Annotated in this window: 19 protein-coding genes; 12 read left to right on the top strand and 7 right to left on the bottom strand. The window is 54.4% G+C overall.

The features are described 5' to 3' along the window. The 5 genes from G0034_RS00515 (at position 1) to coaD (ending at position 4,695) form a co-directional block, all read left to right on the top strand. The gene (locus G0034_RS00515) at positions 1-1,101 is read left to right on the top strand and encodes a glycosyltransferase (protein ID WP_023331722.1); all 1,101 of its coding nucleotides are present in this window, start codon (positions 1-3) and stop codon (positions 1,099-1,101) included. Positions 1,102-1,112: 11 nt separating this feature from the next. Then, positions 1,113-2,102 carry a glycosyltransferase gene (locus tag G0034_RS00510; RefSeq protein WP_058690588.1) on the top strand — a complete coding sequence of 330 codons (990 nt, stop codon included), beginning with the start codon at positions 1,113-1,115 and terminating at the stop codon, positions 2,100-2,102. A 65-nt stretch (positions 2,103-2,167) separates the two neighbouring features. Further along, complete coding sequence (waaA, locus tag G0034_RS00505) at positions 2,168-3,442, top strand: lipid IV(A) 3-deoxy-D-manno-octulosonic acid transferase (protein ID WP_014881988.1); 1,275 nt, start codon at positions 2,168-2,170, stop codon at positions 3,440-3,442. Next, positions 3,442-4,212: a glycosyltransferase family 2 protein gene (locus tag G0034_RS00500; RefSeq protein WP_063667074.1), complete on the top strand. Its 771-nt coding sequence runs from the start codon at positions 3,442-3,444 to the stop codon at positions 4,210-4,212. The genes waaA and G0034_RS00500 overlap by 1 nt, the downstream gene beginning before the upstream one ends. A gap of 3 nt (positions 4,213-4,215) precedes the next feature. Further along, positions 4,216-4,695 carry a pantetheine-phosphate adenylyltransferase gene (coaD, locus tag G0034_RS00495; RefSeq protein WP_014881986.1) on the top strand — a complete coding sequence of 160 codons (480 nt, stop codon included), beginning with the start codon at positions 4,216-4,218 and terminating at the stop codon, positions 4,693-4,695. A 2-nt stretch (positions 4,696-4,697) separates the two neighbouring features. On the opposite strand, the gene mutM is transcribed toward coaD, so the two are convergent. The 4 genes from mutM to radC form a co-directional block, all read right to left on the bottom strand. After that, complete coding sequence (gene mutM, locus G0034_RS00490; RefSeq protein ID WP_014881985.1) at positions 4,698-5,507, bottom strand: bifunctional DNA-formamidopyrimidine glycosylase/DNA-(apurinic or apyrimidinic site) lyase; 810 nt, start codon at positions 5,505-5,507, stop codon at positions 4,698-4,700. A gap of 72 nt (positions 5,508-5,579) precedes the next feature. After that, complete coding sequence (rpmG, locus tag G0034_RS00485; RefSeq protein WP_003024094.1) at positions 5,580-5,747, bottom strand: 50S ribosomal protein L33; 168 nt, start codon at positions 5,745-5,747, stop codon at positions 5,580-5,582. Positions 5,748-5,769: 22 nt separating this feature from the next. Next, positions 5,770-6,006, bottom strand: coding sequence for a 50S ribosomal protein L28 (gene rpmB / locus G0034_RS00480; protein WP_002436699.1), 237 nt, complete (start codon positions 6,004-6,006; stop codon positions 5,770-5,772). 218 nt (positions 6,007-6,224) lie between these two features. Then, positions 6,225-6,893 (bottom strand): RadC family protein, encoded by a 669-nt coding sequence (gene radC / locus G0034_RS00475; protein WP_059372042.1) that lies wholly within the window; start codon positions 6,891-6,893, stop codon positions 6,225-6,227. Positions 6,894-7,064: 171 nt separating this feature from the next. Here radC and coaBC point away from each other — a divergent pair, with 171 nt between their 5' ends. From coaBC to slmA, 3 genes are all read left to right on the top strand, one after another. Further along, positions 7,065-8,276, top strand: a complete 1,212-nt coding sequence (coaBC, locus tag G0034_RS00470) for a bifunctional phosphopantothenoylcysteine decarboxylase/phosphopantothenate--cysteine ligase CoaBC (protein ID WP_014881983.1) — start codon at positions 7,065-7,067, stop codon at positions 8,274-8,276. Beyond that, positions 8,254-8,712 carry a dUTP diphosphatase gene (gene dut / locus G0034_RS00465; RefSeq protein WP_015570042.1) on the top strand — a complete coding sequence of 153 codons (459 nt, stop codon included), beginning with the start codon at positions 8,254-8,256 and terminating at the stop codon, positions 8,710-8,712. The genes coaBC and dut overlap by 23 nt, the downstream gene beginning before the upstream one ends. 120 nt (positions 8,713-8,832) lie before the next feature. Beyond that, the gene (slmA, locus tag G0034_RS00460) at positions 8,833-9,429 is read left to right on the top strand and encodes a nucleoid occlusion factor SlmA (protein WP_014881982.1); all 597 of its coding nucleotides are present in this window, start codon (positions 8,833-8,835) and stop codon (positions 9,427-9,429) included. A gap of 84 nt (positions 9,430-9,513) precedes the next feature. Here the strand turns inward: slmA and pyrE are convergent, their stop codons facing one another. After that, positions 9,514-10,155, bottom strand: coding sequence for an orotate phosphoribosyltransferase (gene pyrE, locus G0034_RS00455; RefSeq protein ID WP_179120416.1), 642 nt, complete (start codon positions 10,153-10,155; stop codon positions 9,514-9,516). Between the two features lie 65 nt (positions 10,156-10,220). Continuing rightward, a complete protein-coding gene (rph, locus tag G0034_RS00450; protein ID WP_179120415.1) occupies positions 10,221-10,937 on the bottom strand; it encodes a ribonuclease PH in 717 nt (238 codons plus the stop codon). 125 nt (positions 10,938-11,062) lie between these two features. Here rph and G0034_RS00445 point away from each other — a divergent pair, with 125 nt between their 5' ends. Together G0034_RS00445 and G0034_RS00440 are read left to right on the top strand one after the other, a co-directional pair. Continuing rightward, entirely contained in the window at positions 11,063-11,926 is an 864-nt protein-coding gene (locus G0034_RS00445; protein WP_008502687.1) for a YicC/YloC family endoribonuclease, read from the top strand. A gap of 206 nt (positions 11,927-12,132) precedes the next feature. Beyond that, a complete protein-coding gene (locus tag G0034_RS00440; protein WP_023331717.1) occupies positions 12,133-12,750 on the top strand; it encodes a trimeric intracellular cation channel family protein in 618 nt (205 codons plus the stop codon). Positions 12,751-12,752: 2 nt separating this feature from the next. Here the strand turns inward: G0034_RS00440 and ligB are convergent, their stop codons facing one another. Beyond that, complete coding sequence (gene ligB / locus G0034_RS00435) at positions 12,753-14,423, bottom strand: NAD-dependent DNA ligase LigB (RefSeq protein WP_179120414.1); 1,671 nt, start codon at positions 14,421-14,423, stop codon at positions 12,753-12,755. A 251-nt stretch (positions 14,424-14,674) separates the two neighbouring features. Here ligB and gmk point away from each other — a divergent pair, with 251 nt between their 5' ends. Both gmk and rpoZ read left to right on the top strand, forming a co-directional pair. Next, a complete protein-coding gene (gene gmk, locus G0034_RS00430) occupies positions 14,675-15,298 on the top strand; it encodes a guanylate kinase (protein WP_014881977.1) in 624 nt (207 codons plus the stop codon). Positions 15,299-15,352: 54 nt separating this feature from the next. Continuing rightward, a complete protein-coding gene (gene rpoZ, locus G0034_RS00425) occupies positions 15,353-15,628 on the top strand; it encodes a DNA-directed RNA polymerase subunit omega (RefSeq protein WP_000135058.1) in 276 nt (91 codons plus the stop codon). Positions 15,629-15,642: the final 14 nt, after the last annotated feature.

The raw sequence follows: 15,642 nt of genomic DNA, 5'->3' as shown, positions 1-15,642 counted from the left end.
ATGCGCATCCTAATGATTATTGATGGTTTACCCGGTGGGGGAGCTGAAAAAACGGTTCTTACACTTTCCAGTGGATTGATAGAAATGGGACATCAGGTCTCTCTCTTCTCCCTGCGGAAAGTGTGCGATTACGCCATCCCGGAAGGCATTGATTATCAGGTTGTTCAGGATACCTGCAAAAAACCGTGGCGAAAGCTGACGGAGATCCCACGCCGCGCCCATCTGCTGGATCGGGCTATTGAGCGGGCTGAACGCAGCGGAAAATTTGACGTTGTGTTCTCTCATTTGCACAAAACCGACCGCATTGTTGCACACTGCCGTGCGCTGGAACGCGATAAAGTCTGGTTTTGCGTGCATGGCATGTTCTCGTTCTCCTATTTGCGCCATCGCCGCGGGCTTTCTCGCTGGTTTAAGCATCTTAAAATTCGTCATACCTACGAAAATCGTAATGTTGTCGCTGTTTCAGGCGCCGTGTTGAAAGATCTTTCAGAAACGCTGGCGCTCACGCTTCGACGCAAAGCGGTAATCCATAACCCGTTTGATATCCCTGAAATTCAGCGTCTGGCTGATGCCCCCTTTGAAATGCAAGGGAAGGATTACATCATTCATGTTGGCCGCTTCCATGAGCACAAACGTCACGATCGGCTTTTACGTGCGTTCGCACTGAGTCAACTTGACACTACACTGGTCATGATGGGCAATGGATCCGACGCCAAAATCCAAAAATTACAGCAGCTTGCCAGAGATTTGGGTATTGAAAACAAAACGGTTTTCCGCCCATTCGACGCCAACCCCTACCCCTGGATAAAAGGGGCGCGGCTCTTAGTGTTAAGTTCTGACTGCGAAGGTTTTGGTAATGTGCTGGTCGAATCCATTATCTGCCAGACCCCGCCGGTCAGTACAAATTGTCCAGGAGGCCCCGCTGAAATCCTCACGGGAGACCTGGCGCGCGGGCTGTCAGAGTTAAACGACGAATCACTGGCAAAAACGCTGGTCGATATTTATACCTCCCCGCCGGTCGTTGGCGGTGCAACCATTGCGTCGTTCGGCATCAATGCCATTTGCCGGCAATATATTGCTTTGGTAGACAATCAAAAATAATCAGGTTTCTTATGCAAAATTCAGCGCCATTATTAAGCGTGGTGGTTGCCGTATATAACGGTGAAGCTTTTCTGGATCAGTTCTTTACCTGCCTTGTGAATCAACGCATCGACAGCATGGAAGTCATTATTGTCAATGACGGCTCTACTGACCGTTCGATGCAGATCGTCGAAAGCTGGCGTGAAAAACTGCCGCAGTTGCAGGTGATTGAACAGCAAAATCAGGGCGTATCCATCGCGCGTAATACCGGCCTGGCCGTAGCAACGGGTCAGTATCTCTCTTTCCCGGATATTGATGATGTCTTCAAGCCGGGCATGTACCATCGTCTTCTGGATATGGCCGTCACGCAGGATTTGGATGTCGCGACCTGCAATGGGAACTACGTCTGGGAAAACAACAAGAAACCCTCTCGCCCTATTTTCCCTGAAGATAAACTCGCCTCGACGGATGTCATGACTGGCCCGGCGTGGTTAAAGAAGGCGCTGGATTCACGAAAGTTCCTGCACGTCACCTGGTTAAACATCTATCGCCACGACTTTATTCGTAAACACAGTTTCCATTTTGAACCCGGCCTTCGCCATCAGGATATTCCGTGGACGACCGAAGTGCTGCTTGCCGCGGAACGCGTTCAGTACACCAGCGAACGCTTTTATGACTACTACATTCACTCTGCTTCGGTATCGCATACTCCGGATAATGACGACACGCTGATTCGCTCCGCCCGTCATTACATGAAAATCCTGCAGATGCTTGACGCCATTAACCAGCGTTACCCGGATAAAGTGAAAAATATCCCGGCTTGCCACTGGCAAATCGCCAAAGAGGGGCTGGGGATCATTCATACCTTCGACAACATGAAGGATGAGGCGAAGAAGACCATGATTATCAAAGAGTTCTTTGATACCGGGATCTGGAAGCTTATCTGGAAAAGTGCTAAAAGTCCGCGTTTGCGCTGGCGTCTGGGTCGACGCTACTTCCGTTTAAAACGGTATCTGGCATAAGAGATAGCTTTAGCACGCTTAAATGCTTAGAATTTCCCGGCCGAAACTAAAAAACGGATAATCGCTTGGAATTGTTGTATACCGCCCTGCTCTACATCATTCAGCCACTGGTGTGGCTGAGACTGTTGCTTCGTAGCCGTAAAGCGCCTGCGTACCGTAAACGCTGGGCTGAGCGCTATGGCTTTTGCCGCAATAAAGTCGCCCCGGACGGTATTCTGCTGCATTCCGTTTCTGTTGGTGAAACGCTGGCAGCGATCCCACTGGTTCGCGCCCTGCGTCACCGCTACCCGTCGCTGCCCATCACCGTCACGACGATGACCCCGACCGGCTCAGAGCGCGCGTTATCCGCCTTTGGCAAAGACGTTCATCACGTCTACCTCCCTTACGATCTGCCCTGCGCCATGAATCGTTTCCTTAATACCGTTCGCCCGAAACTGGTGATCGTGATGGAAACTGAACTGTGGCCGAACATGATTTCCGCCCTGCATGCCCGTAAAATTCCGCTGGTGATTGCCAACGCGCGCCTGTCAGAGCGCTCAGCGAAAGGCTACGGCAAGCTGGGTAAATTTATGCGCCGTCTCCTGAGCAAAATCACCCTGATTGCCGCGCAAAACGAAGAAGATGCCGCACGCTTTATCGCGCTGGGCCTGAAACGCAACCAGCTTGCGGTAACGGGCAGCCTGAAATTTGATATTTCTGTTACCCCTGAACTCGCCGCCCGCGCGATCACGCTGCGTCGCCAGTGGGCCCCGCGTCGTCAGGTCTGGATTGCAACCAGTACCCATGATGGCGAAGAAGAGATCATCCTGCAGGCGCACCGCAAGCTGCTGGAAAAATTCCCTGATTTACTGCTGATCCTCGTTCCCCGCCATCCGGAGCGTTTTAAAGATGCCCGTGAAATGGTGCAGAAAGGCGGCTTCAGCTTCACCTTGCGCAGCAGCGGTGAGATCCCTTCCGGCAGCACCCAGGTGGTGATTGGCGATACGATGGGCGAGCTGATGTTGCTGTACGGCATTGCCGACCTCGCCTTTGTCGGTGGCAGCCTGGTGGAACGCGGCGGCCATAACCCGCTCGAGCCAGCTGCGCACGCCATTCCGGTGCTGATGGGTCCGCACACGTTTAACTTCAAAGATATCTGCGCCAAATTGCAGCAGGCCGATGGTTTAATTACCGTGACCGACGCGGACTCCGTCGTCAAAGAGGTGTCGACCCTTCTGACGGACGAAGATTATCGTCTGTGGTACGGTCGCCATGCCGTCGAAGTGCTGCATCAGAACCAGGGCGCACTCACCCGTCTTCTGCAGCTTCTGCAACCTTATCTGCCTCAGCGGAGCCACTAATGTCAACGCGTCTGTCGGTCGTGATGATCGCCAAAAACGCCGCCGACCTGCTTCCGGACTGCCTGGCTTCGATCGCCTGGGCTGACGAAATCGTCGTCCTTGACTCCGGCAGCACGGACAACACGGTGGACGTTGCCCGCGCAGCGGGTGCAAAGGTCTTTATCAATACGGACTGGCAAGGCTATGGCATCCAGCGCCAGCGCGCGCAAAAGTATGCTACCGGTGATTACGTGTTGATGATCGACACCGACGAGCGTGTCACCCCGGAACTCCAGCAAGCCATTCAGACCGTGCTTGCCGCGCCGCAGCCCGAAGCGGTCTACAGCATTGCCCGTCGTAACTACTTCCTGGGCCGTTTTATGCGCCACAGCGGCTGGTATCCAGACCGCGTAATGCGCCTCTATGAGCGCGAGCGCTATCAGTACAACGATAATCTGGTGCATGAATCCCTGGCCTGCGACAACGCTCAGGTGATTGCCTTATCCGGCGACCTGCTGCATCTGACCTGCCGGGATTTCGCCAGCTTCCAGCGTAAACAGCTCAACTATGCGACCGCATGGGCGCAGGAGCGCCACCAGCGCGGCAAGAAGGCGACGCTGACCGGGATTTTTACCCATACGCTGGGTGCGTTTCTGAAAACGCTGCTGCTGCGCGGCGGCGTGCTGGACGGTAAACAGGGCTGGTTACTGGCAGTCGTGAATGCTCAGTATACTTTTAACAAATACACCGAGCTGTGGGCGCTCTGCCGCGGCTACTCAGAGAAAACGTGAGCCATGAGCACAAAAGCGATTTATCCGGGTACCTTCGATCCGATCACCAACGGTCATCTTGATATCATCACCCGTGCGGCGTGCATGTTCGACACGGTGATTCTGGCGATTGCCGCCAGTCCCAGCAAGAAACCCATGTTTGACCTCGACGAGCGTGTTGCGCTTGCCCGCGATGCGATTGCACACCTGCCGAACGTAGAGGTGGTGGGCTTCAGCGACCTGATGGCAAACTTCGCCCGTGCCCAGCAGGCAAACATCCTGATTCGCGGGTTACGCGCGGTGGCAGACTTCGAGTATGAGATGCAGCTGGCGCACATGAACCGCCACCTGATGCCGGAGCTGGAAAGCGTATTCCTGATGCCGTCCAAAGAGTGGTCGTTTATCTCGTCCACGCTGGTAAAAGAGGTGGCTCGCCATCATGGGGACGTTACCCACTTCCTGCCGGTAAACGTCCACCAGGCGTTGCTAGAAAAGCTAAAGTAGCGCTATTTCTGACACTGACGGCAGTAGAACGTGGCGCGCTGTGCGTGCTTCGTGGCAATAACTGGCGTTCCGCAGACTCTGCATGGCTCACCTTTACGGCCATACACCTGCAGCTCCTGAGCAAAATAGCCCGGCTTGCCGTCGCTTTGCAGGAAATCCTTCAGCGTGGTTCCGCCCTGCTCAATCGAGCGCAGCAATACCGCTTTAATCACTCTGACCAGCAGTTCGCACTCCTGAGCCGACAGTGAAGAGGCCAGCCGATCGGGATGGATCCCGGCGGCAAACAGCGATTCGCTGGCATAGATATTCCCCACGCCGACCACCAGCTTGTTATCCATCAGCCAGGGCTTAATCGGGCTCTTCTTCTTCGCGCACTTCGCTTTCAGGTATTCCGCATTAAACGCGTCTGAGAGCGGCTCCGGGCCCAGATGCGCCAGCACGTTGTGCCCGTCCAGCTCTTTAGTCCACAGCCACGCGCCAAAGCGCCGTGGGTCGGTGTAACGCAGCACTTTGCCGTTGCTCATCACCAGATCGACGTGGTCGTGCTTTTCCGCGGGCAGTTCTTCAGTAAGGATGCGCAGGCTCCCGGACATCCCCAGATGGATGATAATCCAGCCGTCAGGCAGCTCCAGCAGCAGGTATTTCGCGCGGCGCTGCACGCTAAGCACGGGTTTATCGCTTAACGCGTGGATCTCATCGGACACCGGCCAGCGCAGACGTCCATTGCGAACGACAGCATGAAGAATCGTCGCGCCGACCAGATGGGGCTCAATGCCGCGGCGGCTGGTCTCTACCTCAGGTAATTCAGGCATGGTTCCTCCGTTGAGATGCAGAATGCAAAAAACCCCGCAGTTGCGGGGTTTTTCAATACAAGGAGGCTAAAATTATTTGATTTTAGCTTCTTTGTACAGTACGTGCTGGCGTACAACTGGATCGAATTTTTTCAGTTCCAGTTTTTCCGGCTTAGTACGTTTGTTCTTCGTGGTGGTGTAGAAGTGACCTGTACCAGCAGAAGAAACCAGCTTGATTTTCTCGCGAATACCTTTAGCCATGATTTATTTCCTCTTTAAGTACTTAGTACTTTTCGCCACGGGCACGCAGTTCAGACAGAACTGTATCGATGCCTTTCTTATCAATTACACGCATACCTTTAGCAGATACACGCAGGGTGACAAAACGCTTCTCGCTCTCAACCCAGAAACGGTGAGAGTGCAGGTTCGGCAGGAAACGGCGTTTAGTCGCGTTCAGTGCGTGGGAACGGTTGTTACCGGTCACCGGACGCTTGCCAGTAACTTGGCAGACTCGGGACATGTCTATTCTCCAAAAATCAAATTAGCTCGAGCTTCGTATGGGGTATCGGCGCCTCGTCAGGCTTTACAGCCCGGTCATCGCATAGTTCTAAGTGAACTCTCGATTGCCAGGCCCAAATGCCAAACCCGAGATTCTCAAAGGTGGCGTAGTATACGCTGACTCGGCGGTGTGCTCAAGTCCCGAACAGACAAAGATCCCGATGGATCGCCAGAAATAGCCTAAATCCAGCCATGTTCGGCAAAAGAAAGGTACTCTCCGCGGCCAATTATCAGATGATCCAGCACACGAATGTCCATGAATTGACAACATTTGATAATGCGCTCGGTCATTTCTTTGTCAGCTCTGCTCGGTTCTGCACAGCCAGAGGGGTGATTATGCGCGAGGATCACGCCCGCTGCATTCACTTTTATCGCTTCGCGCACAATTTCACGCGGATGTACCTCAACATGGTTCAGGGTACCTGAAAAAAGATGGCTGTGTTTCAGTACCCGGTTCCTGTTGTCGAGAAAGATCACCATAAAGATCTCGCGTTCAACATCGGTTAACTGACTTTGCAGGAATTCACGCGTCATCGCTGGCGTCAGGATCGGCGCCTCCTTCTCCATGCGGACATTGTTAAAACGGCGGGCCAGCTCGGCAATCGCCCTCAGCTGAGCATATTTCGCCACGCCGATCCCGCCAATATGCTTAAACTGCACCAGGTCGGCGGTCAGCAAGCCATACAGTGAACCGAAATGAGCGATCAGCTCTTTTGCCAGCGTAAAGACCGTTTTCCCCGGGGTCCCGGTACGCAAAAAGAGCGCCAGCAGCTCATCGTCTGTTAATGGGGTGACGCCGTTGCGCAGCAATTTTTCGCGCGGCAGCAGCAGTTCATCCTCTTCTTCCATGCTCTTTCTCCCTTTTTACCCACATGCTGCCACAGGCCAGTCAGGCACTCGACGGCCTCGTATCGTTCTTGCGTAGCGCCTCGCAAAGTGAGCTAAGGACAAAATCACCCCGCTCAGGGGATTGTGATAAAATGCCCGCTCTCTGGTGAAACCCAACAGGAAAGAATCATGATGAGCCTGGCCGGTAAAAAAATCGTTCTTGGCGTAAGCGGCGGTATTGCTGCCTATAAAGCGCCGGAGCTGGTGCGTCGTCTGCGCGAGCGCGGGGCGGATGTGCGGGTCGCGATAACCGAAGGCGGCAAAGCCTTTATCACTCCCCTGAGCCTGCAGGCCGTTTCAGGGTACCCGGTATCTGACAGCCTGCTCGATCCGGCCGCCGAAGCCGCAATGGGCCATATTGAGCTTGGTAAATGGGCAGACCTCGTGATTCTTGCCCCTGCCACGGCTGATTTGATTGCCCGAGTGGCGGCCGGTATGGCGAACGATTTGGTTTCAACCATATGCCTCGCTACACCTGCCCCGGTCGCCGTTGTGCCTGCGATGAACCAGCAGATGTACCGTAACGCTGCCACCCAGCATAATCTGGAGACGCTGGCATCACGCGGCCTGCTTATCTGGGGTCCAGACAGCGGCAGCCAGGCCTGCGGCGATGTGGGCCCGGGTCGCATGCTTGATCCACTGACGATTGTCGACATGGCCGCAGCCCATTTTTCACCTGTCAACGATCTGCAACATCTCAACATCATGATTACCGCGGGCCCTACGCGCGAGCCGCTGGACCCGGTGCGTTACATCACTAACCACAGTTCCGGCAAAATGGGTTTTGCCATTGCTGCCGCCGCCGCAAAACGCGGCGCCAACGTCACGCTGGTAAGCGGTCCGGTCTCGTTGCCTACGCCGCCTTTTGTGCAGCGCATTAACGTCACCACCGCCCTGGAGATGGAAGCCGCCGTGCAGGCTCATGCGCAAAGCCAGCAGATTTTCATCGGTTGTGCGGCCGTGGCAGACTACCGCGCTGAGACCATCTCTGATGCGAAAATCAAAAAGCAAGGCGATGAATTAACGCTAAAAATGGTGAAAAACCCGGACATTGTTGCCGGTGTCGCCGCACTAAAAAACCATCGTCCTTACGTTGTTGGGTTTGCCGCAGAAACGAATAATGTGGAAGAATATGCCCGGCAAAAACGTACGCGCAAAAACCTCGATTTAATCTGCGCGAACGATGTATCGCTGGCCACGCAAGGATTTAACAGCGACAGCAACGCACTGCACCTTTTCTGGCAGGATGGAGATAAAATCTTACCGCTTGAGCGCAAGGAACTCCTGGGCCAACAATTACTGGACGAGATCGTTACCCGTTATGATGAAAAAAATCGACGTTAAGATTCTGGACCCGCGTGTTGGCGAGCAATTCCCGCTGCCAACCTATGCCACCTCCGGCTCTGCCGGACTTGACCTGCGCGCCTGTCTCGATGACGCCGTAGAACTGGCTCCGGGTGCCACCACCCTGATCCCGACGGGCCTGGCCATTCACATTGCTGACCCGTCTCTGGCGGCAGTCATCCTGCCACGCTCTGGCCTTGGCCATAAGCATGGCGTTGTGCTGGGCAACCTGGTTGGCCTGATCGACTCCGACTATCAGGGTCAGTTGATGGTTTCCGTCTGGAACCGTGGTCAGGACAGCTTCACCATTGAACCGGGCGAGCGTATCGCGCAGATGGTCTTTGTGCCAGTGGTTCAGGCAGAATTTAACCTGGTGGCAGATTTTGACGCCACCGACCGTGGCGAAGGCGGCTTCGGCCATTCCGGGCGCAAATAAACGCCCAACAAACACGTATCTCACAGTGCCATAATGCAATAACAAACCGCAAACGTCCGTTTGCGGTCGCTGTGTGGATGCCAGCCTGGCAAGTGCTTATTTTCAGGGGTATTTTGTAACATGGCAGAAAAACAAACCGCGAAAAGGAATCGTCGCGAAGAAATACTTCAATCTCTGGCTCTGATGCTGGAATCCAGCGATGGCAGTCAACGCATCACCACCGCTAAACTGGCCGCCTCTGTAGGCGTGTCTGAGGCGGCGCTATACCGTCATTTCCCCAGTAAAACCAGGATGTTCGACAGTCTGATTGAGTTTATTGAAGACAGCCTGATCACACGCATCAACCTGATTCTGAAAGACGAAAAAGACACCACCGCGCGTCTGCGTCTGATTGTGCTGTTAATTCTGGGCTTTGGTGAACGTAATCCGGGCTTGACCCGTATCCTCACTGGCCACGCGCTGATGTTTGAGCAGGACAGGCTACAGGGCCGCATTAATCAGCTTTTCGAACGTATTGAAGCGCAGCTGCGCCAGGTACTGCGCGAGAAGAAAATGCGTGAAGGCGAAGGATACACGATGGATGAGACATTGCTGGCAAGCCAGATCTTAGCGTTTTGCGAAGGTATGCTCTCACGCTTTGTCCGTAGCGAATTTAAATACCGTCCAACGGACGATTTTGACGCCCGCTGGCCGCTCGTCGCCGCTCAGTTGCAATAACTCCCATGCCGGATGACGGCTTCGTCTTATCCGGCCTGCGGGTGATGTAGGCCCGGTAAGCGGTAGCGCCACCGGGCAATTCAGCTACACGCCAAACTCTTCGCGATACGCACGCACCGCAGCCAGATGGTCCGCCATCTCAGGCTTCTCTTCCAGATACGCAATCAGCTCTTTCAGGGTAATGATAGAGATCACTTTGCAGCCGTAATCACGCTCAACTTCCTGGATAGCAGAGATATCGCTGCGACCACGCTCCTGACGATCCAGAGAAATCAGGACGCCAGCCAGCGTCGCGCCGTTAGCCTGGATAATCTCCATCGATTCACGGATCGCCGTACCCGCGGTGATCACATCATCCACCAGCATCACGCGGCCCTGCAGTGCACTGCCGACCAGGTTACCGCCTTCACCGTGGGTTTTAGCCTCTTTACGGTTAAAGCAGTACGGCACGTCGCGATCGTGATGTTCCGCCAGCGCTACTGCGGTGGTGGTCGCAATCGGAATGCCTTTGTAGGCCGGGCCAAAAAGCAGGTCAAAATCAATTCCGGAATCCATCAGCGCTTCGGCATAGAAACGACCCAACAGCGCCAGATCGCGCCCGGTATTAAATAGCCCGGCGTTAAAGAAGTAGGGGCTCTTACGACCGGATTTCAGCGTAAACTCGCCAAATTTAAGGACCTGTTTATTAATCGCAAACTCAATAAACTGGCGCTGATACGATTTCATGGATTCGCTCCTTTGGTTTCTGTCTTGCAGGCAAAAAAAAGGCGACTCATTGGTCGCCTTTAAAATCAATTTTCTAACGCCGCTTTCTGCGACGAGACAATAGATTCGATTCCCCCTCGGGCCAGAGCCAGCAGGGTAAGAAGTTCTTCATGGGTGAACGGCTCGCCTTCCGCCGTGCCCTGCACCTCAATGATGCGACCGTCTTCGGTCATCACTACGTTCATGTCGGTCTCGGCGGCGGAATCTTCGACGTATTCCAGATCGCACAGCGCTTCACCGTTAACGATACCCACGGAAACCGCCGCAACCATACCTTTCATTGGGTTGGTTTTCAGCTTACCGGCTGCAACCAGTTTGTTCAGGGCATCGGCCAGCGCCACACAGGCACCGGTAATGGACGCGGTACGCGTGCCACCATCAGCCTGAATCACGTCGCAGTCGAGCGTAATCGTGAATTCACCGAGAGTTTTCAGGTCCACAGCGGCGCGTAGCGCACGCGCGATCAGACGCTGAATTTCCATGGTACGGCCACCCTGCTTACCCTTCGCCGCTTCACGGGCGTTACGGGTGTGGGTCGCGCGCGGCAGCATGCCGTATTCTGCGGTGATCCAGCCCTGGCCCTGGCCTTTCAGGAAACGCGGAACACCTTCTTCGATGGACGCGGTGCACAGTACTTTGGTGTCACCAAACTCAACCAGCACGGAACCTTCAGCGTGTTTTGTATAGTTACGGGTCAGGGTGACGGGACGCACCTGATTGGCGCTACGACCTGATGGACGCATGATGGATTCTCCGGCTTGAAACGAATGTGGCTGCGCATTATACGGATAAAGGACGCTTATTCCTATCCTGAGAAGCCCCCGAAAGCTATAATCCCCCCATCTCTCCTTTAAAAACGGGAATGTCTATGATCCGCAGTATGACCGCCTACGCCCGGCGTGAAATCAAGGGTAGCTGGGGTAGCGCTACCTGGGAAATGCGCTCGGTAAACCAGCGCTATCTGGAAACATATTTCCGTATGCCGGAGCAGTTCCGCAGCCTCGAGCCCGTTGTACGCGAGCGCATCCGTACTCGTCTGACGCGCGGTAAAGTGGAATGTAACCTGCGTTTTGAGCCTGATGCCAGTGCACAGGGCGAACTGATCCTGAATGAAAAACTGGCTAAACAGCTCGTGAATGCGGCGAACTGGGTCAAAATGCAAAGTGATGAAGGCGAAATCAACCCGGTTGATATTCTGCGCTGGCCTGGCGTCATGGCTGCCGGTGAGCAGGATCTGGATGCCATCGCCGCCGAAATCCTTGCCGCCCTCGACGGAACCCTGGATGACTTTATCGTGGCCCGCGAAACCGAAGGCCAGGCGCTGAAAGCGATGATTGAGCAGCGTCTTGAAGGCGTAAGCGCCGAAGTGGCAAAAGTCCGCACCCATATGCCGGAAGTGCTGCAATGGCAGCGCGAGCGTCTGGTAGCCAAACTGGAAGAAGCGGAAGTTCAGCTGGAAAACACCCGTCTGGAACAAGAGCTGGTGCTGATGGCGCAGCGTATTGACGTTGCCGAAGAGCTGGATCGTCTGGAAGCACACGTGAAAGAGACCTACAACATCCTGAAGAAGAAGGAAGCGGTAGGCCGCCGCCTCGACTTTATGATGCAGGAGTTCAACCGCGAGTCGAACACCCTGGCATCTAAGTCGATCAATGCTGAAGTGACTAACTCAGCGATCGAGCTGAAGGTGCTGATTGAGCAGATGCGAGAGCAGATCCAGAACATCGAATAATTACTCTCGGGTGGTGTCCGCTGGACGCCACCCATTATTATTTCTAATCCATATTTTCACATCACTCCCCATCTCTTCCATGTTCATCAAGCCTGCCTGATACAAATTGATAAAATTTTGTAGGGAAAACTCATTCACCTTAGAAAATCTCAATCGTGATCTTGCGCACAAATCGCTAACCTGCCCGCGTTCTGACCGGAGGGTATATGCTGCTTCACACTCTTTATCTTATTGGTATCACCGCAGAAGCCATGACCGGCGCACTTGCAGCCGGACGACGCCGCATGGACACCTTCGGCGTGATCATTATTGCCACCGCGACCGCGCTGGGCGGCGGATCCGTGCGCGATATCCTGCTTGGCCATTACCCTCTCGGCTGGGTTAAACACCCTGAGTATGTGATTATCGTGGCAACAGCCGCCGTATTAACCACCATTGTGGCACCCGTTATGCCCCATCTGCGCCGCCTGTTTCTGGTGCTGGATGCGCTGGGGCTGATTGTCTTTTCTATCATCGGTGCACAGATCGCGCTCGATATGGGTGAAGGGCCGGTTATCGCCACGATTGCTGCTGTGGTCACAGGGGTGTTTGGCGGCGTACTGCGCGATATGTTCTGCAAACGCATTCCCCTGGTCTTTCAAAAAGAGCTGTATGCCGGCATTTCCTTTGCCGCAGCGGTGCTCTACATCGCCCTGCAGCACTATGTTTCTAACCATGATGTGGTGGTTATCTCTACGCTGCTGTTTGGCTTTACGGCCCGCATGCTGGCGCTGCGTCTGAAGCTGGGACTGCCCGTGTTTCACTATAAGCACGGCGTACACTGATCTCAGAAACCGTTGATGTGCTGCCGGGCAAGCCACCGGACCAGCACATCAATCTCTGGTGCATTTATCCAGCTCACGATCTGCCGCGTCCTCTCTTCCCCCGTAACCGGCAAGGCCTGCCACGCCTTTGCGCTGCGTTCACGCATCTGTTGCCATGACATATCCCCCAACGCCTTCAGCGAGGCTTGTGGCAATGGCGCACCCAACGCCATCATCCAGTGGATAAAAGGTTGTTCACGTACCAGGTTGAAGCGATGCCAGAGCGCCAGCCCCCGCGCTGGAGAAAACCCCGGCGTAGACTGGAGCTGCGCCTGCGTTAAGAGCAGCCATGAGAAGAGATGTTCAAAACGATGCGCCTGCCAGAGTGTTCGCCAGCCTGACTCGCCTAATCCTTCAATGTTGAATACCTGCTTAGAACTGAGCCACGTCAACCGGGCGAAGAACTGTTCCATACACTCTGGCGAAGCATAAAAACAGCTCAGGGAGTGAAAACGCGAGGCCGGTGGTTCTGGTTTTTGTCTGTCCGTCCCTCGCCAGATAACCTTATCAAACCGTGGGATACCCAGCCCGGCAAGGCTCACCTGGATCTGATCGCCAGGGGCAATATCCAGCCTCTGCCAGCGTCCAACCGACCCCAGGCTCACCCGCTGTACCTGTTTATCATCCAGTTGCACCGGCTCCAGCGCCGCCACGACGGAAATTTTACCCGTACGCCCAACTGAAAAATGAATATCCCTGACCTCAGCAATCTGCGCAACTGGCGGATATTTCCACGCCATGACCCAGTTGCCTTCGCCAGGCAGCCAGCGCTCCCCTGAAGGCGACTCTGCGGACCGAACCACAATGCCATCCGTGGCAAAGGGTAATGCTGTGTTTAGCCAGGCCAAACGCTGCTTTTCAACTTCATCAACCGTTCGGGCGGGCAAGGTATAGGGCGCCGTCAGGGAAAACCCAGCTCCGGAAAGCGCCGAAAGCATACTTTCCATCTCTTTCGGACCATCCGGCCAGGCCCAGATAAATATTCCTGTCTGGTTCAGAAGCGCACCGTCGTTCTGCCGCATCATCGCCCCCGCCACTTTTGCGCGTGCATTCATTCCGCCCATCTGCCGCTGAATATGATTCTCGCGCATCCAGAAAAGCTCCCCCTGCAGGACGCTGTTTGCCAGCGCGCCGGATACCTCTTTAGGCACTGACGGAATCAAACGCACGCGAGCGGTCCAGTCCTCACCTTTTAACCCATTACCACGACTGATAGCCTGGGCGAGCTTTCCGTTGCGATACACCAGCGTCACCGCGACGCCGTCGACTTTTGGCTGCATCCAGAGATTTTTCTGGCCTCGCATCCACTGACCTAGCGCTTCTTTGCTGACTGCCTTATGCACCCCCGTATGGGCAACAGGATGTTTTACGCTTCCCGTCAGCGCAGGTAAGGTGTTCTCTGAGAGATCATGGCCAAAACAGCGCTGCCACTGGGCTAAGCGTCCGTTGAGCTGGTCGTATACCCCGTCGTTGACCTCGCTGACGCCCTGCTTCCAGTAGGCTTCATCCCAGCGTTTGATCTGTGCGCTTAAGGATGCAATCTCTTTTCCGGCTTTAGCCTGTGACCACACCGGACACACCGCCGCCCCATAACCACACCACAACAGCATTAACCCGCTTATCCATCGCCACATCGCTACCCCTCCTTTGCAATGCCGGAGGTATAACCTGACGTGAGAAACATGGCTAATAACAACTTCTCATCATGCGAGACGCTATCCAGTATTCATTTTTATTGCAGCAAACCGCGGGTAAAACCTGAAAACGGTACGCAAAATTCAATAATCCAGGGGAAAAAGTGTGACAAAGGCTACGTCACACTGCGCCGACGTGTATAATAAGCCCGTATGTAGGACTTCTTCGCTAACACATACAAAAGACTCTCATGGCTCAAGGCACGCTTTATATTGTTTCTGCCCCTAGTGGCGCGGGTAAATCCAGCCTTATTCAGGCACTGTTAAAAACCCAACCGTTGTACGACACACAGGTATCTGTTTCTCACACCACGCGTCAGCCGCGTCCGGGTGAAGTGCACGGTGAACACTATTTCTTTGTGGATCACGACGAGTTCAGAGCGATGATCGCCAGGGATGCGTTTCTTGAACACGCTGAAGTGTTTGGTAACTACTACGGTACCTCGCGTGAAACCATTGAGCAGGTTCTGGCCACGGGCGTGAATGTCTTCCTGGATATCGACTGGCAGGGCGCACAGCAAATTCGCAAGAAAATGCCGGAGTCACGCAGTATCTTTATTTTACCGCCATCGAAAGATGAGCTGGATCGCCGTCTGCGTGGCCGCGGTCAGGACAGCGAAGACGTGATTGCAAAGCGTATGGCCCAGGCAGTTGCAGAAATGAGCCATTACGCGGAATATGATTACCTTATTGTGAATGATGATTTTGATGCCGCGCTGAGCGATCTCAAAACCATCCTTCGCGCAGAACGTCTGCGTATGAGCCGCCAGAAGCAGCGACATGACGCATTAATCACCAAACTGTTGGCAGACTGAACCCACTTTCAGTATCATGCCCAGTCATTTCTTCACCTGTGGAGCATTTTAAGTATGGCACGCGTAACTGTTCAGGACGCTGTAGAGAAAATTGGTAACCGTTTTGACCTGGTACTGGTCGCCGCGCGTCGCGCTCGTCAGATGCAGGTAGGCGGTAAAGATCCGCTGGTACCGGAAGAAAACGATAAAACCACCGTTATTGCACTTCGCGAAATCGAAGAAGGTCTGATCAACAACCAGATCCTCGACGTGCGTGAGCGCCAGGAGCAGCAAGAGCAGGAAGCCGCAGAACTGCAGGCCGTAACCGCCATTGCTGAAGGTCGTCGTTAATTAAACCTGCGGGT

Source organism: Enterobacter sp. T2, from assembly GCF_010692925.1.
Taxonomy (GTDB): Bacteria; Pseudomonadota; Gammaproteobacteria; order Enterobacterales; family Enterobacteriaceae; genus Enterobacter; species Enterobacter kobei.
This window is presented reverse-complemented; position numbering and strand designations above follow the sequence as displayed.